We start from the raw sequence: 26,866 nt of genomic DNA, 5'->3' as shown, positions 1-26,866 counted from the left end.
GGCTATTGGCTATTGGCTATTGGCTATTGGCTATTGGCTATTGGCTATTGGCTATTGGCTATTGGCTATTGGCTATTGGCTATTGGCTATTGGCTATTGGCTATTGGCTATTGGCTATTGGCTATTGGCTATTGGCTATAAAATATTGCCACTTCCGCCCCAATTAACAACGCCCCTTTTGAGGGGCGCTGTATATCGATTCCGGTTTATATTTGTCTGGGATTACTTAGTAATCAGGCCATAAGGCTTGCCGCTAAACATTTCCGGCTGTTTCTGAATAGTAGGGACAGCATGGGCACCTTGCCAATCCAGTAGCATTATCGCGAGCACATTACGGTGCTCGCCATCGAGTAAATCCGTACTACCGTTTACCGCCGGGACTATACCCGCTTGGCGGTTCAAAGCACGCTGTATTGTCCTGCGGGTCTTTTCAACCACGGGGTCGTCTTCCAACCCGGCCAACAGGAAATTGATCCCAACCTCGGCGATCACATCCTCTTTCGAACGTTCAAGGATGGTATCGATATTGGCTCGGTAATAATCATAGATCCATTGATAGTCAGACTCTTTTATCGGATGCTGATAATACTCTGTTGCGGCAAAAACGATATGAGTTAGGCCGTAAACCTTATTCATGAACTGTTGATCACTAAGCTTGTTATCTTGGCTGTCGGGGTAGGTTTCTTTGAAGGCTGCGATAAAGTCATCAATCACATCCTGCTCCCCTAACTGGCGCAGCCAATACACCTGGTTAGCCAATTGAGCAGCCCACGCCCTTATCATTTCAGGATCCGTCGCATACTGTTTGAAGTCATAGCGGCGGATCACTTCGCGCAGCTTTACATCTTCACGATGCTTAAGACCATATTCATTGGCTCTGGCCATCGAACCCAACAGATCAACCCCGAGGTAAAAATATTCCGGTTTGTCTTTTGTCGCTTCGTATCGCAAGTCGCTGCGAACATCTTGTTTGTGATCATAGCGAGCGAGGCGTTTAACTGAATAGGCGGTAATTTGTTCAGGGGTGTGCACTTCGGTAGCGAAGTAATTCAACCGACTGGCCACACGCGCCATGTCAGACCATATCGCAGCTTGGTATTTGGGATCTTGCGTCTGGCGATACATCCGCAGGCCATAATGGCCCATTTTAAAGGCAGGAAGGGTAAAGAGCTGGCTTTCGTAGGTTTGGCGAATTCGCTCCGCATCTTGCTGGTAGCCCGCTGACTCATCGTAGGAAACGACCTTGGTAGCATCAGTACTAACAGTCGCCCCTTGCTCCGCCAGGGAGTGAACATCCGCCCATGTCACTGGCGATGTGGCCATCACCCCTGCGATCAGCGAATAAACGGCTGTCCTGTGCAACCTACTGCTACCCCATCCCATTGAAGACTCCCTGCTCATTGCGATAAATATTTATATCCAGCACGCTAGCAAAGCATTGAAACCTTAACGTCAGAAAAGTGTAAATTAATGCTCGCAGCTGTGATCACTGTAAAAATAGCAATAAGTAATGGGCCCGCATGCCGCTATCTGGCTCTAGCCCATGATCTCCCGAAAAGTGAGATTAATACGCGCCGCTGTCGGCCGCCGTGTTTTCGGTACCGTGTGTTGCCAATAATGCTGCAACTCTCCCGCCATCACCAGCAACGAGCCACTGGTGAGCAGGTACTCTCTTTTTTCCTTGGTTTGCCGATGGCGCAAGACAAAACGCCTGGGGGCACCTAAGCTGACGGAAGCGATCACAGGCTGTTCACCAAGCTCAGGCTCATTATCCTGATGCCAGCCCATATAATCGTGGCCATTGCGGTACTGGTTCGCCAATACCGAATTAAAATTAACATCCAGCAGCGACACTAGTTGCTGGCGGATAACCTGCAAGGTCGGGCTCCAGGGATCAGGCTGCATAGTCAAGCCCGAATAGGTATAAACCGCATCACCACACCAGGCCTGCAACCGCGGTTGCAGCACTTCACGGCCAAACATCCTGATTTTCTGCTGCTGCCAATCCAGCTCCTGGTTGAGTTGTTCAAAGCATTGCTCAGCCACGCTGCGCTCTAGAAAGTGCGGTTGCCAATACACCCTGCCCTGAGGCAAGGTCTGCCAGACGCCGCCATGGTCACGAAGCCGGCTAATGGCGTTCATCTATCGGTATCCATTCTTGGTGCTCTGGGCCGATATAGTCAGCACTCGGACGGATAATACGGTTATGATCCCGCTGTTCGAACACGTGGGCTGCCCACCCAGTCACCCTGCTCATGACAAAAATAGGCGTGAACAATTTGGTTGGTATTGCCATGAAGTGATACGCCGAAGCATGGAAAAAATCGGCGTTACAGAACAAATTCTTCTCTCGCTTCATCACCGCTTCGACCCTGACCGAAATATCATAGAGAACAGGATCATTGGCATCTTTAGCCAACTGTTCTGACCATGCTTTGATCAGCGCATTGCGAGGGTCGGACTCGCGATAAATGGCATGGCCAAACCCCATGATTTTCTCTTTATTCGCCAGCATTGCCATGATGCCTGATTCCGCTTCATCTAGGGTCTGCCACTGCTCAATCATATCCATGGCAGCCTCATTGGCACCGCCATGCAACGGGCCTCGCAAAGTGCCGATTGCCGCACAGACGCACGAATAGATATCAGACAGGGTCGACGCACAGACCCGAGCGGCAAACGTCGAGGCATTGAACTCGTGCTCGGCATATAAAATCAATGAACAGTGCATCACCTGCCTATGCAAATCCGTCGGCGTCTTGCCTGTGAGCATTTTTAAAAAATAGCCGGCAATGCTGTCTTGATCGCAATAGGTTTCTATCTTCACCCCGTGGTGACTGTAGCGATACCAGTAGCAGATAATGGCTGGTAACAACGCAAGCAATCTATCGGCTTTATCGTACTCTTCGGTAAAGCCGTGCTCCTGTTCAAGGTTTCCCAACATGGAGCACCCCGTGCGCATTACATCCATCGGATGGGCATCGGCTGGAATTTGCTCCAGCACCAGCTTCAACGCCAGCGGCAAACCGCGGTATGAAATCAGCTTGGTTTTGTAGGCGGCAAGTTCCGCACGGGTTGGCAATTTTCCTTTCAACAGCAGGTAGGCAACCTCTTCAAACTCAGCATGCTTGGCCAAGTCAGAAATATCATAACCTCGGTAAGTTAAGCCTGTGCCGGTCTTGCCAACCGTACAGAGCGCCGTGCTACCGGCCGTTTGGCCGCGCAAACCTTCGCCGCCCAGCGGCTTGAGTGAATCAGGCATAGAGCTCCTCCCTGTCGAATCATCCTTAGTGTCCAAGTGATTTGGGCCTATTCAAAAGCCTAGGTCAGGAAACACCATAAAACCAATCATGACGGGAGCAATAACACCTTTATTTCAGGGCAATATCTACCCAAACCAAGCGATGATCGGAGCCCGCCTGAGGACGCTCGCGACCGCGAGCATCGGTAATGAGATGCCGCAGCGGATCCTTCTTATCAGGCCAGAATACCCCGGACTGCAATACCTCCAAGTTAGCTGACGGCAAAACATAGTCAAGGCGAAGCCCGGAGATATGGGTCCATTCACTTGGCCGCCCGCGACGTGGTTGCCAAGGACGGAGAAAACGCCCGCCTAGACTTTTCGGCGTCATCCGCCCGGAGGAAACGCTACGGTGGATCGTCGGATGCAGCAACAAATCGCGGATGGCCCGCTTCATACCGTCACCATCGGCCATATCGGCATTCAAATCCCCCATCACCACAAAACGGCTGTCCCGGGGCAGCCCTCCTGAGCTGCCCTTGTCATCAACCAAGTGCTCGGCATCTTCGATAATGGCGGTTAATAAGGCCAGCTCATCATGATTGCGGCGGGCATTGCGTTTTTCGTGGCCGTCAAACACCGGAGGGGTTGGATGGCAGCACACCAGATGAAGGATCGCACCACCGACATTGACCGGAACCAATACATGGTTTTTGGATGATAGACGCAACTCGGCACAAGCAGCGGCTGAGTAGTAGCCCTCGGGCATTTGATGGCCCGGCAAGTCCTGCCACCGCAAGGTTTGCCAGCTTTTTATCTCCTCATCGAGCAGGGGATAGCGCGACAAAATCACAAAGCTGAAATGACCATGGTGTTCACCAAACCCTTGGGCATCATTAGGCAAGGTGATCTTCCCGTCCCCATCGAGATCATTGGCCATCGCCAGTCCGGTATTTGATGGGGGGCAGTAGCGATAGGGATAGGACACCGCAGGCTGCCCATGCTGGGACAATGCCAGGTAATGTTGGCAAAATCGCGCCACTGCACCGTCGTCACCGCCAAGGCCTGGATGGTCGAATTCGCACAGCATCAATACATCCGGGTTTACGTGCTGGATAATGGCCGCTAGTTTTGAAAAGCGCTCATGATCTGGTTGCTCAAGCTGTCGGAGAATTTCACCCGACGCGGCAGCTGACATGGAAACATTAAATACCGCAGTACGAATAATGGGGGGGAAATTGCAGGCCGAAGAGCGACAAAATGATGAGGTATGCAAGGGGATCACTCACAGAAGAATAGGAACACACAGTATACCCACTTCCGATCATTCGCTCATCAGAAATGGGGAATAACTGAATGAAACTCTTACTCTGTCAGCTGAGTGATTGCCAGTCGGATTTGCTTGGCGTCAGACTCGGCACGATGCTGCACGGGACCTAGCTCTGCCATGATCTGCTGGAAGTGTGCCCGGTCGATACCATTTTCCTCCAGCAGCCACAAACCGACCTCAGTCAAGGTAAACGAAGGACGCATATGTGCAGCATGATATAACCGGCCGAGCCAGAACAAATCCCACTGACTGTCACAGAAGACACGTTCATATTTACCCAATACGGCATTGAGATGGTGGCATACGTCAACAACCTGCAGGCCTTCGTTGTGAAGCTTTTGACGTGAAATTTGGTGGATCTCTAACTCAGCATATTCATCCCAGTGTTGCCAAGGATCACCGGCAGTCAAAGGGTTGATTAACAGACTATTTGCCGAGCCGTCTGGTAGTGAGTATCCCACCTCAATTGGGTAAGACTGACCGGATAGACCGGATGCTTCAAAATCCAATGTTGCCCACATTGCGCTCTCCCTGATGCGATTATGAGTACTTACCACCAATACCACGACTTCCTGTCAAAAAACTGTATGGCAAGCGATTAAGGCATTTGTTCACCTTTATTTAAGGTAATAGCAGATACCTGCAATGTACTCAATAAATGTAGTCGGAAACATGATGTTGTTGGAGGAAAAACTCAATATGCTCAATATTGATACAAGATAAGAAAGGTTAGCCTCCCCTTTTAATTTAGCTACAACTTACTGGATTTTTCTCGTAAACCCTTTTGTCCCCCCGTCAGGTTGAATTAGACTTTGGGTATAATTTTAAAACAGTACAGAATCAGTATGACGCCTGTTATTGGCTTTGCCGGCTATAGTGGCTCGGGCAAAACAACCCTCCTCGAACATCTCATTCCCTTGCTGAAAGCGCAGGGGCTACGTATTGGTTTAGTCAAACATAGCCACCACAGTATCGATCCGGACAAACCCGGCAAAGACAGCTATCGACTGCGCCACGCCGGTTGCAACCAGACACTGCTCGCAACCAAAGAAAGACACATGATTTATTTTGAGTACCCTGAGCCAGAACGGTCAGAGCCACAACTTGATGAGTGCCTGCTGCAGCTGGATCACAGTCAGCTGGATATCATTTTGGTTGAGGGGTTTCGCGACCAGCCTATCGCCAAAATTGAAGTGCATCGCCCAAGCTATGGCAAACCGCTTTTCTACCCCAATGACCACAACATTATTGCCTTTGCCAGCGATGAAACCGCCCCTGAAGGATGCACACTCCCTTATTTGGATTTAAACACCCCTCAGAGTATCGCTGATTTTATTGTTGACTGGTTACGGAATCATTAAAGTTGTGCGGCCTGTTTGGAGATCCTTTCAAACCATGACTGACGGCGTTTCTCACTGGCATTCAGCACCGGCCCCAAATAGGTCGAACGCTGGTTTTTTATTCCAGTAAAACTCAAAATAGCATGCTTAAGCTGTTTATAGATCGGGTTGCCATTAACGTACTTGTACCAAAAGGGGGGCGTGTCGAGCGTGACGATCAGTTCTGATGTCCGTCCGCTCAACAGCTTTTGTGGTATAGCCTTGCCGTCTTGGTACTTGAACGCAAAACCGGGAAGGAAAGCCCTATCTATTGCGCCTTTAAACTTGGCGGGCACCGTCCCCCACCAAACGGGGCTGATGATGACAATATGCTCTGCCCACATGACTTTCTGCTGAAAGACTTTCAAATCGTCTTCCAGCGGAGACTCGGTGTCATAACCTTGCTGAAGGTCCATCTCAAACGACATATCAGCAATATTGATTTGTTGGATCTGATGCTTCTCACTAGCAACCTTCGCATAGCGATCAGCCAAAGACTGACATAGGCTTGTTTGCTTTGGATTCGCATTGATCACCAAGACTTTTCTCATCACAGTACCTCCTTGTGTATGGTGGAGGCATCTTAAACCCTACCCCTAAGGTCAGAGTCAATAGTCACACTGCGCAATAGACTGCCGGTATTCACCAATACGGACCGACTTCGCTTCCAGCGTCTTAATCTGGAGGGCAATCTCATGCTGTTTGTGCTCGAGTAGCTGCAGCACTTTGCCCCAATCAAAGTCGTTCTCACCGTCTACCAACCCTTTTAGCTCTGATAGGTGTAGCCCAAGAGACTGCCCCTCTTTTATTAAGCGGATAAACTCGACATCAGCCATTGAGAACACCCGATAGTTACCCGATCTCGCTACGGCCAGTAACCCCATGGACTCATAGAGCCGAATTGCCCGCTCCGAGGCCCCAGACTTTTTTGCTGCTTCACCTATGTACATGGGTTTCCATTCCTTATACTTCCACTCAACTTTCTCTATTTCCCTTCTTACTCAATCAGGCCACTGTAGAAACAGCGCCTGCCAAAGATATGCAAGGATAGGTATAGTAATTGTTTTAGATAAATAAAATCAAATAGTTAGTATTTAATTATCTTTTTAACAAAAGGAATTTCGCCAGTCGCTGAAGCGCCTAGTACCGCAGGGTGATTCATGGCAGAGGCGCTAGTTCATTGAGCCTCTGCCAGAATTAAATTAATTACTCGACAGTAATTACCATCGGTTGGCTGCTTTTGATATTGCCCGCAATGGCATACACAGCCACCTGACCTTTGCCGATAGCCGTCAGGGAGCCATTTAAGTTCGCCTTGACAATACCCTGCTTACTCAGCTCATAGCTGGCTTCCGATGCATCAATATTAACCATACCTGATGATGTAAACGCACGGAGGGTGGGTGTCATCGTCGACCCCACAGCCATGGTCGTTGAGCCAGGTAAAATCATCAGATCCAAATAGCCGGCATCGTTGACATCAATTCGCACCGCATCAGACTTACTGCCATCAAAATGTGCAATCAGATAGCCATAGCCTTCATTCAGGCCCGTTAACTTTCGACCCTCAACTTCGAATGCATCATCATTGGTAACCCGCTCCCAAGTCACCGCTCCTGTTACATCCTCGGTCTCACCGTCACTGAACGTCGCGTTAACCATTACATCGACAGTCTGCCCGACCATGACATTGGTGTTGCTGATTTCAATCTGTAACTCATCCACAGATGCCTCTCCGACCAGCACGGTACCTGGCTGGGATGCCTTATGGCCATTGAGGCTGGCATGAATACTTGTTGCGCCCTTTTGGGCGGCAAAAATAGTACCGTTCTGTGAAACAGGCACACTTTCGGGGTTGCTACTACGCCATTCCACCCCCTCAACACCGCGTACATAGGTACCATCGGCGTAGAAGGCATTCGCTGACATTACACGTGTTTCACCTTCATTGAGCTGAACGTGGTATGGCACCACAAAGAGCTCTAGAATTTCATTTTCTGAATCTTTGGCAGATACCACAGAGGTACCCAGCAGCATGACGGCCAAACTACCGAGAGATAGGAAGTTACGAAATTGCATTGCTACTTTCTCCTATTATTTTATATATTTAAATTATTAAGAACACTACGTCCCCAGAACGACTGAGAGCCAAGTGTATTTAGTCGAAAGTATGAAAAATAAATAATGTGTGAAGCTGTTCCAGATATTTTGTCTGACGAGTGAAAGGTATAACTAACAACCTAAGCGTTTATTTACTGGCATTCTTACAGCATATAAATATAATTAAAAGCACAAAAGCACTTTAAATAAAAAGCAATCTAACACAGTACGAGTAACAAAATACTCACCTTATCTCACCCACCAACCCTTTTTAAATACCACGTACCGTGACAGGGAGCGTTAGTTACTCTCCACTCACCATCAATACGCTCTTTCTTCGCCGTCCCCATAAAACGATACCCCCAGCGCGGACTATTGGCATAGAGCGCCAAGTCGCCCTCATTGGACACCCACCCTGACAACAAGGTGTTGTTATACAGCAACTTTAAGTTAACCATCCCCTGTTCTATGGTGCCAATCACCCGAGTTTCAAGACAAATGTTGTCACCGCTGATATCCCGCCTTTCACCTTCCCATTTACCGTCATAATGCATTGATATCGGAAATGGGGGGGTATTAGGCCGAGCTGTATTAAGAGGCCGTCTATCATTATTTTCCAGAATAAATATCATCAAAGTCAAAACACAAACCGCGACAACAATATATATTCTCTTCATTATCCTTCACCTTTGTCATCAAAATTAAACCTGTGATATATATTTTGCCTTGCTTATTCCAATTGCAGGTAAGATATAGTCAACCATTAACTCAAAAGGAAAATCTTCATCTTGGCCAATAAACGCTCCAGAGGTCATGGTAATCACTAAATTATACTGCGGAATAATAAACATTTCTTGACCGCCAAAGCCCCGCATTCCAGCAACAGTCAGTCTGTCGCCATCCACGGTAATAAGGGGAAACCACCAATTGTGGCCATATTCTATGGTTTTGTGAGGCCAAAACTTCCCCTTGGGAACTAAGCTCTGCTGCGCCCATTGCTCCGAGAATATACGCTTGCCCTCCCATACCCCATTATTTAGGTATAGCTGACCCAGCTTAGCCAAATCGCGAGAACGCAGGTACAAGCCAGACGAACCCAAGTAGTCACCGGTGACTTCGTGGGCAAACCAGTCATAGTGGGTGATCCCCAAAGGATTGAACAACGTCTGCTCGGCATATTGCCTCAGGGACTTGCCCGTCACCTTCTCAACCACACCACCAAGCAATACGCTCATGGCACCTTGGTAGGCAAAAACTTCACCAGGAGAGTGCGCGATCTTTTTATCAAAAATGTATTGGTAAGGGTCTTGTGATAGCCACATGCCCATCGCATCACTTGGATAGGCCCCCCACTCTTTCCAATCCAGCCCGCTGTTGAAATCCAGAGCATTCCTTAGACTGATCACCTGCTTCTTCTCGGCATCCTGAAGATCCTCATTAAGGAAATAATCAAACAAAGGCATGTCTTTGTTGGCAATAGCACCGGTGTAAAGCAAATGGCCAATCAGTGTCGAAGTGACCGTTTTGGTCACCGAGCGCATTTGATGATAAGTATCCACCCCCGGAGGGAAATACTGTGGCATTGGCGTTCCATCGGGTGAACTCTGGACCGGGTAGTATTGCTCAAACACCAAATGACCGTTGCGCACAATCAATAACGACTGCACTTTCTTGGTTTTCTTCAACGTGACCAGATCATGCAGTTCCAGCAGGCGTTCAGTCTTGAAGCCTTCAGCCTCGGGCAAGCTTATCGCCCAATCACTCTGCTTAGAGGCCTGCGTCCATTTAAACCCTTCAATATGGGTTTTGGGAGGGTTGAACATCACCCAGGCAATAGCCAGCACCGACACCGCTCCCCCCAGAGTGGTGGCCAAATGATTAAAGCGGTTGTTTCCCACCATCGGCGCTGCGCCCCTTATCAAGAATGACATATTCACAAATCATCAAACAGATAGTTGGAGGGTAGGTGATTAATAAAAGGTAAAAAAGCGATCTTTATTACAACTGTTGAGTCAGTTATATGGGATTGCTACTTTTACGAGTGAGATAACAAAAACGCCCCTCATTTTGCAATGAGAGGCGCTGATTTACATAACTAAATCATTAGCTTGGTGACATTAAATCGCCCAGCCACCCGCGTAGAAAGCGACCAGTACAATAGCGATGATCACCGTACCGGCATTCAAGCGTTTCGCTTCACCAGAAATCACACGGCCGATCACCAAAGAACCAAAGCCAAGCATAATACCGGTTACGATGTTACCTGTTAGGACGATAAATACCGCACACATCAGGCCAGATAAGGCATCGACTGAGTCGGCCATATCCAGCTTGCTGACATTGCTCATCATAAGCAGGCCAACATACATCAGAGCTGGCGCGGTCGCGTAGGCAGGAACCAGGTAGCTGATTGGCGATAGGAACAGTAGCAGCAAGAACAGACCACCCACAACGGTTGCTGTCAAGCCTGTTTTACCGCCTGCTGCGGTACCCGCTGCTGATTCAATGTAAACAGCAGCTGGCGCACCGCCGACAAAACCAGCAAAGATGCTACTGACGGAGTCTGATGTCAGCGCTTTACCGCCATCGATAATCTGGCCGTCTTTATCTAGCAAGTTCGCCTGACCCGCAACCGCACGGATAGTACCGGTCGCATCGAAAATCGCGGTCATAACCAGAGCCAACACACTAGGGATCACGATTGGGTTCAGCGCCCCCATGATATCCATGGTGCCAAGCAGAGACTCACCTTCTGCGCCGAACGACGGCATCGCAAACAAGCCTTGGTAGGTTACGTTCGGGTCGAAAATCAAACCAAAGATGGAAATTGCAACGATGACCAGCAAGATGCCGCCTGGTACACGGCGTTTTTCAAGACCGAAAATAGCCGCCAACCCAACGATAGACATGATCACAGGCAGCGAAGTGAACTCACCCAGCGCAACAGGCAAGCCTTCATGCGGGTTCTGTACCACCAAGCCAACACCGTTAGCGGCAATCAGCAACAAGAACAGGCCGATACCGATACCCGTACCGTGGGCAATACCGAACGGAAGGTTGGTAAGTATCCACTGACGCACACCGGTCACAGTAATGGCAGTAAACACCACACCCATCAGGAATACCGCACCCAGCGCAACCGGAATACTGATCCCCTGCCCCAGCACTAGGCTAAATGCGGTAAAGGCGGTGAGCGAGATCGCACAGCCAATCGCCATAGGCAGGTTGGCCCACAGGCCCATCAAAAGTGAACCAAACGCGGCAACCAAACAGGTAGCGATGAACACCGCCCCTTGGTTGAACCCAGCGGCACCGAGCATGCTCGGCACAACAATGACCGAATAAACCATTGCCAGGAAGGTCGTCAAACCGGCGACCACTTCCTGCCTTACCGTACTGCCTCGCTGGGAGATTTTAAAATACCCATCCAACCCGCTCTGGCGGGGTGTGTCTTCTGCTACGACTGTAGATTCATGATGAATCGAACTATTTTCAGACATGATGTGATTCCTTGTAAAAATTGATGCCAGGCGCGCAGCCTGAACACCTTAAAAAACGTTGAGCTTCCTCTCAACCCGCCCCGTCGCAATCGATTGCTTTTTTGGGGCTGTGACTGGTCCGTCACGTTATAAATGTTGCTGACTTTTATCGGCACAACCCCAGTTAACAGAACCCATCAACTTCCCAAAAGGAACATCCCTAGAGCAAATAACCGGGGCTGGGCAAGGTAAATTGGCGGCGATTATACGCTTTGCTTACCCTGCATTGCCAAGAACTTATTTCCCGCCGAAATCGTTTGCGTAAAAATTAACCTCGCTCGTACACTAACCGACCGTCAACGTAGGTTCGGTAGATACTGCGGTCATCACCCAAGGTCATCAGCATGAACAATTTCTCCGACAGATCTTTCGAGCTGTCGTAGCGCAATTGCTGCAGTGGCGTTGAACATGGGTCGATAACCACAAAGTCGGCCTCTTTGCCTACCTCGAAGTTGCCGATCAAATGATCCAGCGATAGTGATTTCGCCCCGCCCAATGTCGCCAGATAAAACGCTTCGAAGGCCGACAAGCGGTGCTGCTGCAACTGCATCACCTTGTAGGCTTCGTTGAGGGTTTGCAGCATATTGAAAGTGGTACCGGCACCGATATCGGTTCCCATGCCGACTTTCACCTTGCGTTTCCAGGCCTCCTGCATCTTGAACAAACCACTGCCGAGGTAGAGGTTAGAGGTGGGGCAGAAAGCGATGGCAGAGTCGGTATCATGCAGGCAGTCCCACTCCTTGTCTTCAAGATGGATACAGTGGGCAAACACACTCTTCGAGCCAGTCAGCCCATGATGATGGTAGACATCGAGGTAGCCGTCCTGCTCCGGGTACAGCTCTTTCACCCAAGCGATTTCATTCTTGTTTTCGCACAGATGGGTGTGTACATACGTATCTGGGTATTCCTCTTTAAGCCTTCCCGCCATCGCCAGCTGCTCTGGCGTGGACGTCGGAGCAAAACGAGGGGTAATCGCATAGAGCAAACGCCCGCGCTTATGCCAGCGCTCAATCAATTCTTTGGTCTGGTTGTAACCAATTTCCGGTGTATCCAGCAGGTATTCCGGCGCATTGCGGTCCATCATCACCTTACCGGCGATCATCCGCATGTTGATCTTCTCAGCCTCTTCGAACAGCGCATCGACCGATTCTGGGTGAACCGTACCGAACACCAACGCCGTGGTGGTACCATTGCGCAGCAGCTGCTTGATAAAGAAAGTCGACATTTCGCGGGAGTAGTCTTTGTCTTTATACCTGGCTTCGGTCGGGAAGGTGTAGTTGTTCAACCATTCCAACAGCTGCTCGCCGTAGGCGCCAACCATTTCGGCCTGCGGATAGTGGATATGGGTATCGACGAAGCCGGGCATCACAATCTTGCCGGGATAGCTACGAATGCGGACTGTTGGCGGGATTTTATCTTTGCCCTCTTCCCATTCACCAACCCATTCAATACGTCCGTTGTCGACCAGCATCAAGCCATCTTCAATAAAGCGGATGTTCTGCTCTATATCCTCAGGCTTGTCGACAACCTTGGCAATATCCAGTATTGATGCTCTGATTGCTTTCACTGATTGGGTATATTCCATGATTACCTCTTATCTTTTCGTGCTGGACAGTGGTAGGGTCACCTTGTTTTCCAGCGCTCTCTTTTATCAAATTCTTTCTGTTGTAGGCTTAAATTTGCTGCTCGCGTGACTGCATCGCCTCTTCCTCGGCCAATGCTTTTTCACACGCTTCACATTCTTTGATTTGCTCTTTCAATGCTTCACGTTTCTCTTTCGCACTCTCCGCTTCGTCGGCTCGGTTAATACCAAGCATGATGTTGAGTCCCAGCGCAACCAAAGAGCCGGTAGTGATCCCAGAGCCCAGGATGACGCGCAGTGAATCTGGCATATAAGTCAAAATCTCAGGACGAACGGTCACCGCCATACCCGAGGCAACCCCGACAGCGATGATAAGCATATTGCGTTTGGTAAAATTAATACGTGACAGGATGCCGATACCAGCCGAGATGATCATGGCGAACATCACAAGTCCGGCACCACCGAGTACCGGTGATGGAATAGTGACCACAATACCGCCCAGTTTCGGGAACATACCGGCGATCAGCATGATCACTCCGGTCACTGCAACCACATGGCGGCTGGCGACACCGGTTATCGAAACAATACCGACGTTCTGGCTGAACGATGAAAACGGCGTTGCACCGAATACCGAGGCAAGGGCACTGCCCACACCATCGCACAAGATCCCTTTAGACAGCTTCTTCCCGGTTAATTTGGTGTGGGTTGCATCACTCAGTGCGAGAAAGTCACCGGTAGATTCCATAATGGTCACCAAATAGGCTATTGACATGCCAATGACACCACTGACAGTAAAGCTCAAGCCGAAAGGTAGTAACTCGGGCAAAGAAAAGAACTTCGCCTCTTGTACAGGAGTAAAGTCAACTACCCCCATAAATATAGCCACTATGTACCCGACCATCATCCCGATCACAATCGCAGCGGCGGAAATCAAGCCTTTGCCAAGTTGCGACAGCACGATGACCACCACCAGCACCAGTAACCCCAGCATCAGGTTATTGATTTGGCCGTAGTGCTCCTGGCCGACAAACCCGCCGGCAAACCAGTCAACGGATACAGGCAAAATGGTCAGACCGATCAGCACCACCACAGTACCGGAAACCACGGGTGGGAACAGCTTGCGGATCTGTGGCATGAACCGGCTGCCAATGATCATCACCAGCGAGCCAATCAAGGAAGCGCCGAACACCCCGGAGATCCCCGAGTCCAGACCAATCGAAATGGAAATCGCGACAAAGGTAAAACTGGTTCCCATCACCACCGGAAGCCGGATCCCAACCGGACCAACCCCCTTGCACTGGATAATGGTTACTACACCCGAGACCATCAGGGCGGCGTTGACCAAAATCACCATTTGGTCGGTCGGCAGACCAATCGCACTGCCGACCACCAAAGGCACGGCGATAATCGCTCCCATTGCGGCCAGCATGTGTTGAAGAGCTAAGAGAATTGAGGCGCCCACAGGGGGCTTGTCTTCCACGTTGTACAGTAGTTTCATTTCTGTTCCATCCGAAATCTTTAAATCGATAACCTAGCCAGAAACTCCAGGGCCCTTTACACCAAGCTCAACAGAGCCTGTGCCTGCCTACCCGCTTACTATCATGACTACCCAGTATTAGATTCAGTAACTGTGATAGTCGATACCAGCCAAGTCTTGACGGCGTAATTGCCAAAACATCAGCCCGGAAAACCGGAGCCGAAAAACAAAACGGTCATTTCCCATCCCCTGGAAATGACCGCTTGCGCATTAGTTACAGCTTATTGAGACCTTGTAAAATCTTCTCTGGGGTGAAGTGCCAATCACGTAACCAGACACCACATGCATCATGAATTGCACTGGCGATGGCAGGTGCCGCACCATTAACCCCAATCTCAGATATCGATTTCGCACCGTAAGGGCCAACCGGATCATCACTTGGTACCAACACCGCTTTGAAGTCGCGAGGAATATCACCGATCTTCGGTGCACCGTAGCTCTTCAGATCGCGGGTGACAGGCACGCCGTTGTCATCGTAAATCAGCTCTTCATACAAGCTGTGGCCGATAGCACGCATGCTTGCACCGTAAATCTGGCCAAGCGCCAAATCAGGGTTAACCGGCGTACCACAGTCAAGCAAGGCATGGAATTTATCCAGGCGGATTTCACCAGTACGGGTATTGACTGCTACTTCTGCGAAGTTAGCGCCATAAGGGAAAGCAAACTCTGGCGTAATGAAGCAGCCTGAAGCCAGTAACTGCCCCCACCCTGTGCCGCTTTCTGCTTTGTGGGCGATATCGAAGTAGCTCACTTCGCCTTTCTTACCTTTCACCAAACCAGGAGCGACAATCTCAACGTCTTCCACTGGCTCTTCGAGCATTTCAGAACCGCATTTGAGGATCTTGTCGCGCATCGCTTCGGCAGCACGCTTGGCGGCATTACCCGAGAAGCAAGTACCGGATGACGCGTAAGCCCCTTTATCGAATGGTGCATGGTCGGTGTCACCGGAATGAACGGTAATTTCGTCCATCGGGCAACACAGCACTTCTGCGGTCAACTTGCTGATCACGGTATCCAAGCCAGTACCGATATCGGCACCACCAGAGTGAACAATGAAAGTACCGTCGGACGCCATCTTGATACGGCAGTTGGCTTGGTCGATATCTGGGATACCGGATTTCTGCTGGATAATCGCCACACCGCGGCCAACTTTCCACTCGCCGTCAGCGTGTTTCGGACTATCCCACTCAATCAGCTTACGGCCTTCGCGCAGGATTGGCTCCAATGCACAACTGTGTACTTTCGGTGCGCTGGTTGGCATCTTGCCTTCACCGATAGCCGCCAGGATCTTCAGCTCCTGGCCTTCAACAACACGGTTCTTCTCAACCATATCCAAGTGGTCGATTCCCAGCTCTTCAGCCATTTCAGCCATTGCCATGGTCAGGGCAAAGTTCCCCTTCGGCGCGCCGTAGCCTTGGTAAGCCCCGGTAGGACAAATGTTGGAGTAGTAAGTCGTTACCCTGAAGTCGACGTTGTCACATGGGTATAGCGGTAGTGACAATGCAGGACCATTTGAAGGGACAGTCAGTGCGTGGTTACCGTAAGGGCCGGTATTGGCACGGAAGTCCATATCAATCGCAGTCAGTGTACCGTCTTTCTTGGCTCCAAGTTTCACCGTCACTTTGGCAACGTGGCGGGTTGAGTTACAGATGAACTCTTCTTCACGGGTATGATGGAAGTAAACCGGACGGCCTGTGGTCCAGGTTGCCCAAGCACACACATCTTCGAGCAAGATATCTTGTTTTGAGCCGTATCCGCCACCCACTCGCTCTTTGACGATATGGACTTTGTTCTGTTTGACACCCAAGATCTTGGCAACCTGACGGCGCACGTGCCAAGGCACCTGAGTCGAATCGTGCATCACGATACGATCGCCATCCATGTAGCTGTAACAGATGTGGGTTTCAACCGGCAACTGCTGAACCTGCTTCGACTCGTAGGTGCGCTCGATAATCACATCCGCTTCGGCAAAGCCTTTATCCAGATCACCAATATGACCTCGGACACTGGCGGCAATGTTCTTGCGAGGGAAGCAACCAATCGGGAAGTTAACAATCAGCTTGCCTTCACGCGGATCGGCATTGCGGTTCTGCTCTTCCAAATCATCAGGTGCACCGACACCGTACTCGATAGGCTCGTTGTGAATAATCGGTGCATTGGCAGCCATCGCCTCGTCAATGCTCATCACAGGCTCAAGCACATCGAACTCAACGTCGATCAGTTTCAATGCCTGCTCGGCAATCTCTACCGACTCGGCAACAACAGCAGCAACACGGTCGCCGACATGACGCATTTTCTGGCCGAACATACGACGGTCTAGCGGTGATGGCTCTGGAGCACTCTGACCACCTGGGGTGTAAGGAATATCTGGGCAGTTTTTGTGGGTGATCACCGATACTACACCCGGCAACGCCTCGGCCTTGGACACATCCAGGTGTTTGATCCACGCATGGGCGTGTGGGCTACGTAGCACCTTGATCACACAAGCATTGGCTGGAATGCGGTCTTCTACATAGCACGGCTTGGCCTGAACCATCTTGGCCGAATCAATCTTCGGACAGTTCTTGCCAACTACCGCCAGATCATCACGGAACTCTGGCGCAAACTGCTGGGTATAGTCAGGATCGTTAAGGCGTTTCACCGCCAATTCGACAACTTCGTAGAACTGCTGGTAACCCGCATCACGGCTGAATAAGCCTGATAGCGCGTCATCAATTTCATCACGATTTGGCTGAGGAATACGCTCTAGCAATTCGGTCAAGATCAGTGCCAATGCCGGATCGTTGTAGCCCGATTGCACCACACCGACATCGATCATCGCCTGCTGAACCAAGCTCAGCTGATTCCACTCTCCAAGAGCTTCAGCGGTTTTGACTTCCGCCCCTTCAAGTTGAGCGGCAATCAACAGTGAAGCGTTGATCAGTTCACCATTGAACAGGATCACGTCCGATCCGGCGAAGCCCCAACTATCATCACTGTTTCGCACCGAGTGATAGCCCATAGAGTGCAGCAATGTCTGTACATTTTCACCAAGACGACATTCCAAAGATTGAGGGCGGCCATTTAAGGTAAATTGAATCGTCATGATTATGCTTCCTCTACCAAGTGCTGACATTCAGCCATCAAATCCGTGATCACCACACCTGCGATATATCGCTTGTACTCGACACTGCCGCGTATATCGGCTTCCGGATAAATCGCATCGGCCACTGCCTGCTCCAGCAGTTCCCCTTTGAGATCTTGCGCTTCGACATCGCGCAGACGGACAGGTCGGGCGGCCCCCTGATGCAATGGCGAAACGCCATCGAGCGCAATCACTTTATTACCTTGCTTATCAATGGAAACCGCGGCTGTCACAATCGCCAAACCGGCGGCTGAGCGAGCAATGTTGTAGCCGATACAGGTAAGGTTTCTGTCTGGAATAATGATGGTGGCAATCAGCTCGCGCTCTTCGCTATTGATGTAATCTTCTACATCCACTTCCTGCCCGTTTGCCAACTTCAGCTTGGCCTTCAGCGCAATCAAGCTTGGTACTAATAGAGCTTCTGGCTGACGCGCAGCAATTTCACCGCCCAGCGTTGCCTGGTTACGAACATGGCGGGAATAGATAAAGGCAGAAGATTGTTTCAACGCCACCGGTACCAGTTCGTGGTCAATCAGTTGTTGGATGCGGCACATGGCGCCGATGTGCAGACTGTCGCCCTGAAGCTCGATCTGGGAGAGATTCAGTTTGCCCAAAGAAATCGCCACAGTTTTGTCGGTTTTGGTTGGTGCTGCATTGATTTTGGATCCACCTGCAAACCAGATGGCATCACTGCCATGCTGCTGCTTGAATTCAAGTGCCTGAGCAGGGGTATCAGGCGTTAGATATTGTTCAATCATGTTATTTGCCTTTTCGCATTCTCATTGTTATTCCTGCATCATGCGTTCGGCCTAACGGCATTGTCGGAACGTTATTGATGTCTTGGAGATCTAAAAGGCAACAAACACGCCAAACTGCCCGAACCAGCCAGGAAAGACAAAGATTCGTGAGCACAGTCCGGTATTTCAACAAAAGTGGGATCAGCGTCGGGTTACATATCACCTTTTTAGCACCGGATATTTCCCTAGGTTATCAAGCAGATAATAACGGTTATCACTAATCGGGCATGTGATATCAAAATAATATCAGGGGGCTATCAATATGATATAGGTGGGGGTGATAACGATATACTAACTATGAATACAATCAATTAGATGTGGGGAGAAACCCTTGGCCTCTCCCCTTAGAGACAACAGTACACCTAGCTGTTTCAGTTCTGTGGCACCGTTTTAGGAGTGCTTGGTAGTGTGCTGATTCACCGGCTCTGGGTCGGCAACAGACTCTTCTGGCTGCTCAACCCTGTAATCCGCTATTGGCTTTGTGTTCGGGTATAAGTAGCTAAACAAGAAATATCCCATCGCACTGAGTAGCAGGCCGAGGAAAATACCATCCAGGCCAAAGAAGTTGACCCACTCATACTTCACCGCCAGGATCCCCAGCGTACCGAGCACTAATGATACCCATGTTCCTTGCCTACTCCCTTTCTGGTAGTAATGGCCAAACAGATACGGAACCAATGTCCCCCCGGCCCTGAGGCTAAATGAGAACATCAAGATGGAAATGATGGCACCGGTATTCATCACGGCAACGGCAATCGAAAAGATCCCAATGGCCAAGATTGTCAACCTGGCCACTTTCAATAGCGTTGCCTGATCGGCATCGGGATTGATGTAAACCTTGTAGATATCGTTGGCAAAGATTGAGCCCGCTCCCAGCAAATCCGATGACGCCGACGACATGGTCGCAGAAGATATCCCGGCAAACAGGAGCCCGACTAACACCGGCGGCATGACTTGTACTGCCAGTGTCGGAAGCGCATAACGTGCACCATTTTCTGTTATGGCCGACCCATCAATCATCCCCAGATCGACCATAGTACGCGCAATGATCCCAAGCGCGGCCGGTATCATCGCGAAGGCAAAAAACACGACCGCGGTAAGCAAGCTCCCCACCAATGCGGTCCGGCCATTCTTGGCGGCATAAAGGCGCTGGGTTACCTCCTGACCACAGATAAATGACGCTGCATAAATCAGCACAAGGCTGACAATCGTTGGCATACCAATCCCCTGGGTCAATGACAACCGCTCTGAACTGGTATTCGCCACAACGACGTCCCATCCCCCGACAAGATCCAGCGAAAAAGGCACGACCGCAAGCATACCGAACACGATCATCAGCATCTGGGTAAAGTCGGTTAACGAGACAGACCATAAACCGCCGAGCATGGAATAAATAATCACAACGCAGGAAATAACAATAACGGAAGTGGTGTAATCCCAATCCATAATCACGGATAAGATGACTCCAGAGGCAATAAACTGTACGGCGGTTAAGCCGATTAACGGCAAAATCATAATCAGCGAGGTGAACAGCGCAGACGGTTTGTCATATCGCTTACGGAAAAACTCCGGAATGGTCTTTACCATCGCCCGCCTGAGCATCGGGGCCACCATCGCGATAATGGTAAAGGTTACCCCCATTGTGGCGACATACCATAAGGCGGAGAAGCCCCAGTCGCCATAGGCCTTTTCGACCACCCCCAGCGAAGATCCCCCGCCGATTTCAGTCGCCGCCAAAGTACCAGCAATCAAAAAAGGACCCAGCCTTCTGCCCGCTACGAGAAAATCCTCCGAGTCGCCAATTTTTTTTGAGGAATATATTCCTATCCCGATCAAAAAAAACAAATATCCCACAACAATCATTAAAACTACTGTATTACCTGCCATAAAAGTACTCCTTACTTTATGAAGCAACAGAATGTTCAACCACTACCGGCGATCCCCACTAGTGACCCCCGTTTACAGCAAGTTTTATTCCGGTTACTACAGCAGCAAATCAATTGTGTTTTTATGCATAATCATTGAGGTTACATGGTGATAAATTTGGTGAAAACTTAGATACTCGAAAGAAAAGTTTGCCCAATAATATCTTTTTTAGCAATCACTTAAATGAAGAAATACCTTACTATCATTTTGATAAACTGTTCGTCTTCCTTGACTCTTTCCATTCCGGGCCAGCAAATCAACATTCAATCCAAAAGTAGTAATGTGCCCCCTTGTCTTAAAAGTTGACGGTAGTGTTATGTCTATCGGTAAACATCAATAATTTTGAAGTTGAAAGTAGAAATAGACCACATTTCCCTTTAAAATTTAATATTAAATCAATTTCATAAGGATATGTTAATAATGTATATAAAAAGACTGTTATTAAGCTCCACGTTAATTCTTTCACTTGTCGGCTGTGCTGCTACATATGAATCTGCCGAAGAGTCTTTTCTAAAAGGTGAAGTCCTAGAAGCGAGAGAAACCTGGTCGAAACTAGCTTCAGATGGAGATACTCGCTCCATGTATCGTCTTTACACTTCGACAAACAGACCAAGCAGTGAAGATATTAATTGGCTAAAAAAAGCTGCAGATTCAGAGCTAATTGATGCTCAATATGACTATGCGCTTTGGGCAATAAGCAAAGAAAAATATAAAGAAGGACAAGACTATCTTTTATTAGCGTCTAGCAATGGCTCATACAAAGCAAAATCATACCTGAAGAAAAATGAAAAACTCATTCCTTTATGGGTCAAAGCAGAAAAAGGAAATACCTATGCCATATTACAAATCGGTGAACATTATTGGCAACAAAAGAAATACGAAGATTCCTTGTTCTGGTATGAGCGCTGTGCTGAGGAGTTAACCTACTGTTCATTCTATCTCGGGTTAGCCAATGATCAAGGATATGGCGTTAAACAAAATCATACAAAGGCAGCTGAGTGGTATAGACTATCGGCAACGAAAGGAAACCGAGATTCACAACGAAACCTCGCTTGGCTATATGAGTCAGGGCTTGGTACGCAAATAGATAAAAGTCAGGCGTTTTACTGGATGTCGAAAGCCGCAGATACTGGATTGAACATCCCTACTGCAGAGCTCGGCCGCTACTATCTCTATGGGATAGGTACAGAGAAAGATACCCAGAAAGCTTTTAAGCTCTTGAGCAAAGCTGCTACTGAAAATAAATTTGCCGCTTATCACTTGGCGAATATGTACTTCAATGGTTGGGGGATCGAACAAGACTATAACAAATCTTTCCAGTGGTTCATGCATTCTAGCAAGCAAGATCATACCGCATCCCTATGGTTCATCGGCGAGCATTACTACAAAGGATTAGGCAGAGATAAGAATAACTATGAGGCTTTCAAATGGTACTCTAAAGCCGCTGAAAACGGCGACAAGGATGCCCAATTCCGGCTTGGCTGGATGCTAAGCCATGGGGAAGGAGCTCCTCTAAATAATAGAAAGGCCTTTGAATGGTATCTCAAATCTGCTGAACAAGGTGTATCAATGGCCCAGAATAACTTAGGCTATATGTATGAAAACGGACTTGGTACTGATAAAAATATAAATCGTGCATTTAGCTGGTACAAGCAAGCAGCTGAAAATGGCAATGCAACCGCACAAAATAACTTGGGGATTAGCTATCAATACGGAACCGGTGTAAGTAGAAATTATCCACTATCTGTCTACTGGTACGCAAAATCAGCACAACAGAACAATAAGTCAGCCCAAAACTCTCTCAATAACATCCTATACAAATTAAAAACCCGTAAGATAACAGCGCTAAGTACTGATATCTATTCAGAGTCAGGGTTCAACAGTACTCCAATCAAAAGTCTAAAGCGAGGCGAAAAGGTATACGTATTATCAGAAGGAAGCCAATGGACAGAAGTCTACCATCAAGACAAAAATTCACTTGGCTTCATCCATAATACTCACCTACTTTGAATAAAGGGAAATTAAAATGAAAAAGATATTATTTATACTACTATCTTTGTTTAGTACAAGTTTACTAGCTGACCCGACAGTTTTCGGCTTAACAATTGGTAAAACGACCATTTCACAGCTAAAAAACACTTACAGCGTTAATTATTCCGGTCAAAATAAATACAGTTTAGGTGATATGTACGAGATCCCACGCGGTCAAATTAACTTTGACGGCATTGGGGCTGTCACTGCTATTTTCGATAGCTCAAACACACTTGTAGCTGTTTTGTCAGAGTTTCCTAAGTCAAAGTTTGACTACTTAAACTCTGCTATTGCTAAAAAATATACTCTTATGAATAAGAAAATTCCATTTGTAGGTGATAAATCAGCAACCTATCAGTCAGGAAATACAGAGATCACACTCAGTGCTCCACACATGAGTTTTCAAATGTCAATGAACTATATTCATACAGATTTATTAAAAGCATATAATAAGCAATCAAAAGCTGAAGAAAAACAAAAGCAAGAACAAGAAAGTTCAATGCTATAAACTAAGTTTGCAACATTTAATAAAGCCGCAAACTGCGGCTTTATTTATGAAAAAGCCTTCAACATCGCCTTTTGAAGGCAATCTTATATCCACACCCGTTAATACCAATTAACTACACCAAACAAAAAAAGGGGCCTAGCGGCCCCAACCAAAAGGTAACAAAAGTAAATACAAGCAAGGGAGTAAATGGGTCAGCGCCTTGATAGCCCCTCCAGCCAGCGGGTCAGCAGGTTGAGCGAGGCTTGCTGCCGGTAGGCAGCTGTCGAGCGCTGATCATCTATCGGGCGGATGATTTCGCGATAGCAGCCGACAACCTGTTGCACAAAACCCGGCTTGGCCAAGGTATCCAATGATTGGCCGACAACCAGCAACTCCAACTCGCGGCTGCGGACCACCGTTGGGCCAACCGCGCCGAATGCCACCCGCCAGTCAGCAATAACGGGGGCCTTCTTGGGATAGCGCTTGATACGGGCGAGACCCGCTACTGACAGCTTACTCAGGGCATTGGCTGCCCGGGTGCCGACCTTGTGGTAGAACACCTCGGGTAAGTCATACTGCGGGATCACGATATGGGTCAGCATTTCATCCGGCTTCAGAGCCGTCACCCTAGGCGCCAGGATAAAATCTGCCAGGGCCATTTCCCTCTGTCCCCGAATTGACGATAGAACGACACGGGCATCCAGCAAGTACAAGGCCGGCAGGGAGTCAGCGGCAGGAGATGCATTGCAAATATTCCCGGCCAACGTGGCACGGTTGCGCAACGCCGGCGCCGCTATTTTAGCCACGCTCTGGCGCAGTACCGAAGGGACCAACGGATGCTGTTCAATATCTGCCAACACCACCCCCGCCCCGATGTACAAGGCTTGCTCTTGGCCGCTCTCACCCTTGTGCTCAGGCTCAGCGGACGCAATGTATTGCAGCTCTTCGATGGCATCGACGAACAACACATCTTGCTCGAACCTGGGGGACATGCCCGCTCGCACGCCGTGCTGTACCATCAAGTCGGTACCGCCGGAGAACACCGTCAGCTTGCCCATCGACAGGGTATCCAATGCCTGCGCCAACGTATCGGGCCGATAAACATTTACCATAAGCCTTCTCCTTTCTCGGCGGCGATCTTGGCCGCTTCGACAATCATGCCGTAGCCTGTGCAGCGGCATAAATTGCCAGAGATCGCGGTACGGATAGCCAGCTCCGTCGGGTTAGGATCGGCTTCCAGCAAGGCATAAAGTGCCAACACCATACCCGGGGTGCAAAAGCCGCACTGTACCCCTTTGGCCTCGAGCAGCGCATTGATCACGCATTGGCCTTTTTCGGTCTGGCGCAATCCTTCAAGGGTCATCACATCACCGCCCTGTACCTGGCTGATAGGCATCATGCAGGCGTTGACCAAGCGGCCGTTGAACAGCACAGAGCAGGCTCCGCACTCCCCTTCCCCACAGCCTTCTTTGGTTGCGGTATGGCTCATGGTGCCGCGCAGGGTATGGAGCAAAGACTGCATCGGGTCAACGTCGACAACGACGAGGTGACTGTTGAGGTAAAATTCAATCTTCATCGATAGGTGCTCCATTGCCCGGGCCAGATCCCTTCACTTGCCCTTCTCGTTGCTGTGCGCTTGGCTCATCTGAGCGTCGAGCTAGTGCCTCACAAACTTTCTCAGGTGTTACCGGAATGGACGACAAAGGCACACCGATGGCATTTTCGACCGCTGCGACAAAGGCCGCCGCGCCACCGTTGTGAGTCAATTCACCCCCACCTTTGGCACCATTTGGCCCATAAGGGTATGGGTTATCGACAAGATCGCTGCCGATAGCCGGTACATCCAGCGCGGTCGGGATCACATAGTCAGCCATCGAGCGCTGGGCGAAGACGCCATCTTGGGTCATTTCCAACTTCTCGCAACTGCCGTATCCCAACGCCTGAACCAAGCCGCCTTCGATCTGGCCCCTGAATATGGTGCTGTCAATGGCCCTGCCGATGTCATACACCGCCCAGGCCCCGGTAATGTCCGCTTCGCCGGTCGCCATATCGACCTCCACTTCCACCACGTTGGCACCATAGCTAGTCGCTTGGTAGGCGTTCCCCTGGTAGGTATTCTGATCCCACTGGTGGTAGTCAGGTTTGCAGTAAACCTCTGTGATTTCCTGATCTTCACCCTCAACCCAAGACTTTTTCAGCTTTTTCGCTGCTTTTTCGAGGATATAACCAACAATCAATATTGATCGGGAAGCCACCGTCGGCCCGGAGTCGGGCACAATACCCGTATCTGGCACTGCCAGCTGGATCTCCTCCAGCGGCTTACCGAGGGTATCTGCCACTATCTTGCGGAATGTCAGGCTCAGGCCCTGACCGATATCGGTGTTGGAGGCAAGGATCTGCACATTGCCATCACTTCCCTTGAGCAGTTTGACCTTGGCCCTGACCAGGGTATCTTCCAGATCACCGGCAAAACCACAGCCATGCTGGAAAACCGCCAAGCCTATGCCTTTACGGCGTTCAGCTTGGCTTCCATCTTGCCGGGTATATTCATTGAACTTGCGGTGATAATCCGACATATCGAGCACTTTGTGCAGCATCTCGTCGAGAACCAAATCACCAAAGATTTCCGCACCGGTCAATGAGTGAGATTCGGCGGTGAGGAAATGCCGCTGCTTGAAGGCTACCGGATCGGCACCGAGCTGCTTGGCGACATGGTGGATGTGGGTCTCCATGCAGAAGCAGTTTTGTGGTGAACCAAAGCCGCGGAATGCCCCCGTCGGCACGGTGTTGGTGGCCCAGGCATGCCCTTCTACCCGAACGTTGGGAATATCGTAGACATTGGTGGCGGTCGTGATGGAACGCTGCAACACAATGCCAGACAAGCTCAGGTAGGCACCGGCGTTAACATCGAACTTGATATCCATGGCGACAATCTTGCCGTCGGCATCGACACCGGTTTTATAGTGAAAAGTGACAGGGTGACGCTTGGAAGTAGTAGCAATATCTTCCCCGCGCTCGAAAATCAGCCGAATTGGCTGCTGCAGCTTCTCAACCGCTACTGCCAAAGGCGCTGCCAGCACGTCAGGGAAGTCTTCCTTACCGCCGAAGCCGCCACCGGTAGGGCATTGGATCGCCCTGACATTGTCATGGCCCAATACCACCGCCATGGTATGGTGGACATACCAGGGGCACTGCATCGAACCTTCCAGTACCACTTTGCCATCTTGCGGATAGCAAACGGCCCCTTGGGTTTCGAGGTAGATATGCTCCTGATAGCCGGTCGAGCAGGTCTCTTCGATAATGGTGACCGCTTGAGCAAAGCCGGCTTCGATGTCCCCCTTGTGCAGCCTATGGGTATCAAGCACGTTGTCATCGGCGTGGATGGCACCGTCCTTCAGCGCCTTGGATTGCTCAATGGTATAAGCCGGCTCGAGGGGCGCGTATTCGACATCGATTTCATTAAGCAATTCATCAACGACATCAGGATCAGGCCCGACAACCAGATAGATCACCTGACCGACAAACCGCACCTCTTGATCAGCAAAGGCAGGCCAGTCGATCTCGACAATCGGCAGGACATTCTGTCCGGGGACATCGTCTGCACCGAAAATATGGTAGCCGTCAGGCAGGGTTGGAAGTGTTACCGATTTGATCCGCCCGCGAGGGCAAGAAGAGCGGTAAAACCGCCCTTCAAGTAGTCCCTCGTAATGGCGATCGGCAATATATTTCGCAGCTCCAGTGGCTTCCTCCCACTTAAAGTGCGTATTGACCGTATCCATAACGGGATCTCACA

22 protein-coding genes are annotated in these 26,866 nt (G+C 49.7%); 3 read left to right on the top strand and 19 right to left on the bottom strand.

Translation table 11 applies throughout. The annotated features are described in order from the left end of the window. Positions 1-222: 222 nt before the first annotated feature. The 5 genes from C9J03_RS11830 to C9J03_RS11810 all read right to left on the bottom strand — a co-directional run bounded on the left by C9J03_RS11830 (position 223) and on the right by C9J03_RS11810 (position 5,092). Positions 223-1,323, bottom strand: a complete 1,101-nt coding sequence (locus tag C9J03_RS11830; protein WP_044624544.1) for a DUF3541 domain-containing protein — start codon at positions 1,321-1,323, stop codon at positions 223-225. A gap of 213 nt (positions 1,324-1,536) precedes the next feature. Continuing rightward, positions 1,537-2,142, bottom strand: a complete 606-nt coding sequence (locus C9J03_RS11825) for an alpha-ketoglutarate-dependent dioxygenase AlkB family protein (protein WP_044623681.1) — start codon at positions 2,140-2,142, stop codon at positions 1,537-1,539. Next, positions 2,129-3,262, bottom strand: a complete 1,134-nt coding sequence (prpC, locus tag C9J03_RS11820) for a bifunctional 2-methylcitrate synthase/citrate synthase (RefSeq protein ID WP_044623682.1) — start codon at positions 3,260-3,262, stop codon at positions 2,129-2,131. Before prpC ends, C9J03_RS11825 begins: the two co-directional genes overlap by 14 nt. A gap of 109 nt (positions 3,263-3,371) precedes the next feature. Next, complete coding sequence (locus C9J03_RS11815) at positions 3,372-4,439, bottom strand: endonuclease/exonuclease/phosphatase family protein (protein WP_044623683.1); 1,068 nt, start codon at positions 4,437-4,439, stop codon at positions 3,372-3,374. A gap of 167 nt (positions 4,440-4,606) precedes the next feature. Further along, positions 4,607-5,092, bottom strand: coding sequence for a hypothetical protein (locus C9J03_RS11810; protein ID WP_044623684.1), 486 nt, complete (start codon positions 5,090-5,092; stop codon positions 4,607-4,609). Positions 5,093-5,416: 324 nt separating this feature from the next. Between C9J03_RS11810 and mobB the strand changes: the two genes are divergently transcribed. Further along, a complete protein-coding gene (mobB, locus tag C9J03_RS11805) occupies positions 5,417-5,932 on the top strand; it encodes a molybdopterin-guanine dinucleotide biosynthesis protein B (RefSeq protein WP_044623685.1) in 516 nt (171 codons plus the stop codon). Here mobB and C9J03_RS11800 read toward each other — a convergent pair. From C9J03_RS11800 to C9J03_RS11750, 11 genes are all read right to left on the bottom strand, one after another. Further along, positions 5,929-6,501, bottom strand: coding sequence for an NAD(P)H-dependent oxidoreductase (locus tag C9J03_RS11800; RefSeq protein WP_197078604.1), 573 nt, complete (start codon positions 6,499-6,501; stop codon positions 5,929-5,931). The two genes, mobB and C9J03_RS11800, sit on opposite strands and share 4 nt — an antisense overlap. Positions 6,502-6,558: 57 nt before the next feature. Then, complete coding sequence (locus C9J03_RS11795) at positions 6,559-6,900, bottom strand: MerR family transcriptional regulator (protein WP_044623687.1); 342 nt, start codon at positions 6,898-6,900, stop codon at positions 6,559-6,561. Between the two features lie 256 nt (positions 6,901-7,156). Then, positions 7,157-8,029: an Ig-like domain-containing protein gene (locus tag C9J03_RS11790; protein ID WP_044623688.1), complete on the bottom strand. Its 873-nt coding sequence runs from the start codon at positions 8,027-8,029 to the stop codon at positions 7,157-7,159. Between the two features lie 275 nt (positions 8,030-8,304). Beyond that, the gene (locus C9J03_RS11785; RefSeq protein ID WP_249031109.1) at positions 8,305-8,604 is read right to left on the bottom strand and encodes a hypothetical protein; all 300 of its coding nucleotides are present in this window, start codon (positions 8,602-8,604) and stop codon (positions 8,305-8,307) included. Positions 8,605-8,751: 147 nt separating this feature from the next. Continuing rightward, complete coding sequence (locus C9J03_RS11780; protein ID WP_044623690.1) at positions 8,752-9,951, bottom strand: serine hydrolase domain-containing protein; 1,200 nt, start codon at positions 9,949-9,951, stop codon at positions 8,752-8,754. Positions 9,952-10,167: 216 nt separating this feature from the next. Next, a complete protein-coding gene (locus C9J03_RS11775; protein WP_044623691.1) occupies positions 10,168-11,550 on the bottom strand; it encodes an NCS2 family permease in 1,383 nt (460 codons plus the stop codon). Between the two features lie 307 nt (positions 11,551-11,857). Then, positions 11,858-13,174, bottom strand: a complete 1,317-nt coding sequence (gene guaD / locus C9J03_RS11770) for a guanine deaminase (protein ID WP_044623692.1) — start codon at positions 13,172-13,174, stop codon at positions 11,858-11,860. Between the two features lie 88 nt (positions 13,175-13,262). Next, positions 13,263-14,669 (bottom strand): nucleobase:cation symporter-2 family protein, encoded by a 1,407-nt coding sequence (locus C9J03_RS11765; protein ID WP_044623693.1) that lies wholly within the window; start codon positions 14,667-14,669, stop codon positions 13,263-13,265. A 253-nt stretch (positions 14,670-14,922) separates the two neighbouring features. Next, complete coding sequence (locus C9J03_RS11760; protein ID WP_044623694.1) at positions 14,923-17,793, bottom strand: molybdopterin-dependent oxidoreductase Mo/Fe-S-binding subunit; 2,871 nt, start codon at positions 17,791-17,793, stop codon at positions 14,923-14,925. 2 nt (positions 17,794-17,795) lie between these two features. Further along, a complete protein-coding gene (gene ygfM / locus C9J03_RS11755) occupies positions 17,796-18,590 on the bottom strand; it encodes a molybdopterin-dependent oxidoreductase FAD-binding subunit (protein ID WP_044623695.1) in 795 nt (264 codons plus the stop codon). Between the two features lie 429 nt (positions 18,591-19,019). Next, positions 19,020-20,492, bottom strand: coding sequence for a sodium:solute symporter family protein (locus C9J03_RS11750; protein WP_276329428.1), 1,473 nt, complete (start codon positions 20,490-20,492; stop codon positions 19,020-19,022). Between the two features lie 483 nt (positions 20,493-20,975). Here C9J03_RS11750 and C9J03_RS11745 point away from each other — a divergent pair, with 483 nt between their 5' ends. Together C9J03_RS11745 and C9J03_RS11740 are read left to right on the top strand one after the other, a co-directional pair. Further along, a complete protein-coding gene (locus tag C9J03_RS11745) occupies positions 20,976-22,565 on the top strand; it encodes an SEL1-like repeat protein (protein ID WP_044623697.1) in 1,590 nt (529 codons plus the stop codon). Positions 22,566-22,581: 16 nt separating this feature from the next. After that, complete coding sequence (locus tag C9J03_RS11740) at positions 22,582-23,094, top strand: hypothetical protein (protein WP_044623698.1); 513 nt, start codon at positions 22,582-22,584, stop codon at positions 23,092-23,094. A 191-nt stretch (positions 23,095-23,285) separates the two neighbouring features. Here C9J03_RS11740 and C9J03_RS11735 read toward each other — a convergent pair whose 3' ends face one another. From C9J03_RS11735 to C9J03_RS11725, 3 genes are read right to left on the bottom strand one after another with little or no spacing between them, the layout of a single operon-like run. After that, the gene (locus C9J03_RS11735; protein ID WP_044623699.1) at positions 23,286-24,185 is read right to left on the bottom strand and encodes an FAD binding domain-containing protein; all 900 of its coding nucleotides are present in this window, start codon (positions 24,183-24,185) and stop codon (positions 23,286-23,288) included. Next, the gene (locus C9J03_RS11730; protein WP_082060644.1) at positions 24,179-24,649 is read right to left on the bottom strand and encodes a (2Fe-2S)-binding protein; all 471 of its coding nucleotides are present in this window, start codon (positions 24,647-24,649) and stop codon (positions 24,179-24,181) included. Before C9J03_RS11730 ends, C9J03_RS11735 begins: the two co-directional genes overlap by 7 nt. After that, entirely contained in the window at positions 24,639-26,852 is a 2,214-nt protein-coding gene (locus C9J03_RS11725; protein WP_044623701.1) for a xanthine dehydrogenase family protein molybdopterin-binding subunit, read from the bottom strand. The genes C9J03_RS11730 and C9J03_RS11725 overlap by 11 nt, the downstream gene beginning before the upstream one ends. Positions 26,853-26,866: the final 14 nt, after the last annotated feature.

Source organism: Photobacterium gaetbulicola (assembly GCF_003025515.1).
In the GTDB taxonomy this organism is placed as follows: domain Bacteria; phylum Pseudomonadota; class Gammaproteobacteria; order Enterobacterales; family Vibrionaceae; genus Photobacterium; species Photobacterium gaetbulicola.
This window is presented reverse-complemented; position numbering and strand designations above follow the sequence as displayed.

Coding starts and splice junctions, on each gene's coding strand:
- C9J03_RS11775 (WP_044623691.1), bottom strand. CDS start 11,550: ATGTCTGAAAATAGTTCGATTCATCATGAATCTACAGTCGTAGCAGAA.
- C9J03_RS11740 (WP_044623698.1), top strand. CDS start 22,582: ATGAAAAAGATATTATTTATACTACTATCTTTGTTTAGTACAAGTTTA.
- C9J03_RS11735 (WP_044623699.1), bottom strand. CDS start 24,185: ATGGTAAATGTTTATCGGCCCGATACGTTGGCGCAGGCATTGGATACC.
- ygfM (WP_044623695.1), bottom strand. CDS start 18,590: ATGATTGAACAATATCTAACGCCTGATACCCCTGCTCAGGCACTTGAA.
- C9J03_RS11825 (WP_044623681.1), bottom strand. CDS start 2,142: ATGAACGCCATTAGCCGGCTTCGTGACCATGGCGGCGTCTGGCAGACC.
- C9J03_RS11830 (WP_044624544.1), bottom strand. CDS start 1,323: ATGGCCACATCGCCAGTGACATGGGCGGATGTTCACTCCCTGGCGGAG.
- C9J03_RS11745 (WP_044623697.1), top strand. CDS start 20,976: ATGTATATAAAAAGACTGTTATTAAGCTCCACGTTAATTCTTTCACTT.
- C9J03_RS11810 (WP_044623684.1), bottom strand. CDS start 5,092: ATGTGGGCAACATTGGATTTTGAAGCATCCGGTCTATCCGGTCAGTCT.
- C9J03_RS11750 (WP_276329428.1), bottom strand. CDS start 20,492: ATGATTGTTGTGGGATATTTGTTTTTTTTGATCGGGATAGGAATATAT.
- C9J03_RS11730 (WP_082060644.1), bottom strand. CDS start 24,649: ATGAAGATTGAATTTTACCTCAACAGTCACCTCGTCGTTGTCGACGTT.
- C9J03_RS11795 (WP_044623687.1), bottom strand. CDS start 6,900: ATGTACATAGGTGAAGCAGCAAAAAAGTCTGGGGCCTCGGAGCGGGCA.
- guaD (WP_044623692.1), bottom strand. CDS start 13,174: ATGGAATATACCCAATCAGTGAAAGCAATCAGAGCATCAATACTGGAT.
- C9J03_RS11785 (WP_249031109.1), bottom strand. CDS start 8,604: ATGCATTATGACGGTAAATGGGAAGGTGAAAGGCGGGATATCAGCGGT.
- prpC (WP_044623682.1), bottom strand. CDS start 3,262: ATGCCTGATTCACTCAAGCCGCTGGGCGGCGAAGGTTTGCGCGGCCAA.
- C9J03_RS11765 (WP_044623693.1), bottom strand. CDS start 14,669: ATGAAACTACTGTACAACGTGGAAGACAAGCCCCCTGTGGGCGCCTCA.
- C9J03_RS11815 (WP_044623683.1), bottom strand. CDS start 4,439: ATGTCAGCTGCCGCGTCGGGTGAAATTCTCCGACAGCTTGAGCAACCA.
- C9J03_RS11800 (WP_197078604.1), bottom strand. CDS start 6,501: ATGAGAAAAGTCTTGGTGATCAATGCGAATCCAAAGCAAACAAGCCTA.
- mobB (WP_044623685.1), top strand. CDS start 5,417: ATGACGCCTGTTATTGGCTTTGCCGGCTATAGTGGCTCGGGCAAAACA.
- C9J03_RS11780 (WP_044623690.1), bottom strand. CDS start 9,951: ATGGTGGGAAACAACCGCTTTAATCATTTGGCCACCACTCTGGGGGGA.
- C9J03_RS11790 (WP_044623688.1), bottom strand. CDS start 8,029: ATGCAATTTCGTAACTTCCTATCTCTCGGTAGTTTGGCCGTCATGCTG.
- C9J03_RS11760 (WP_044623694.1), bottom strand. CDS start 17,793: ATGACGATTCAATTTACCTTAAATGGCCGCCCTCAATCTTTGGAATGT.
- C9J03_RS11725 (WP_044623701.1), bottom strand. CDS start 26,852: ATGGATACGGTCAATACGCACTTTAAGTGGGAGGAAGCCACTGGAGCT.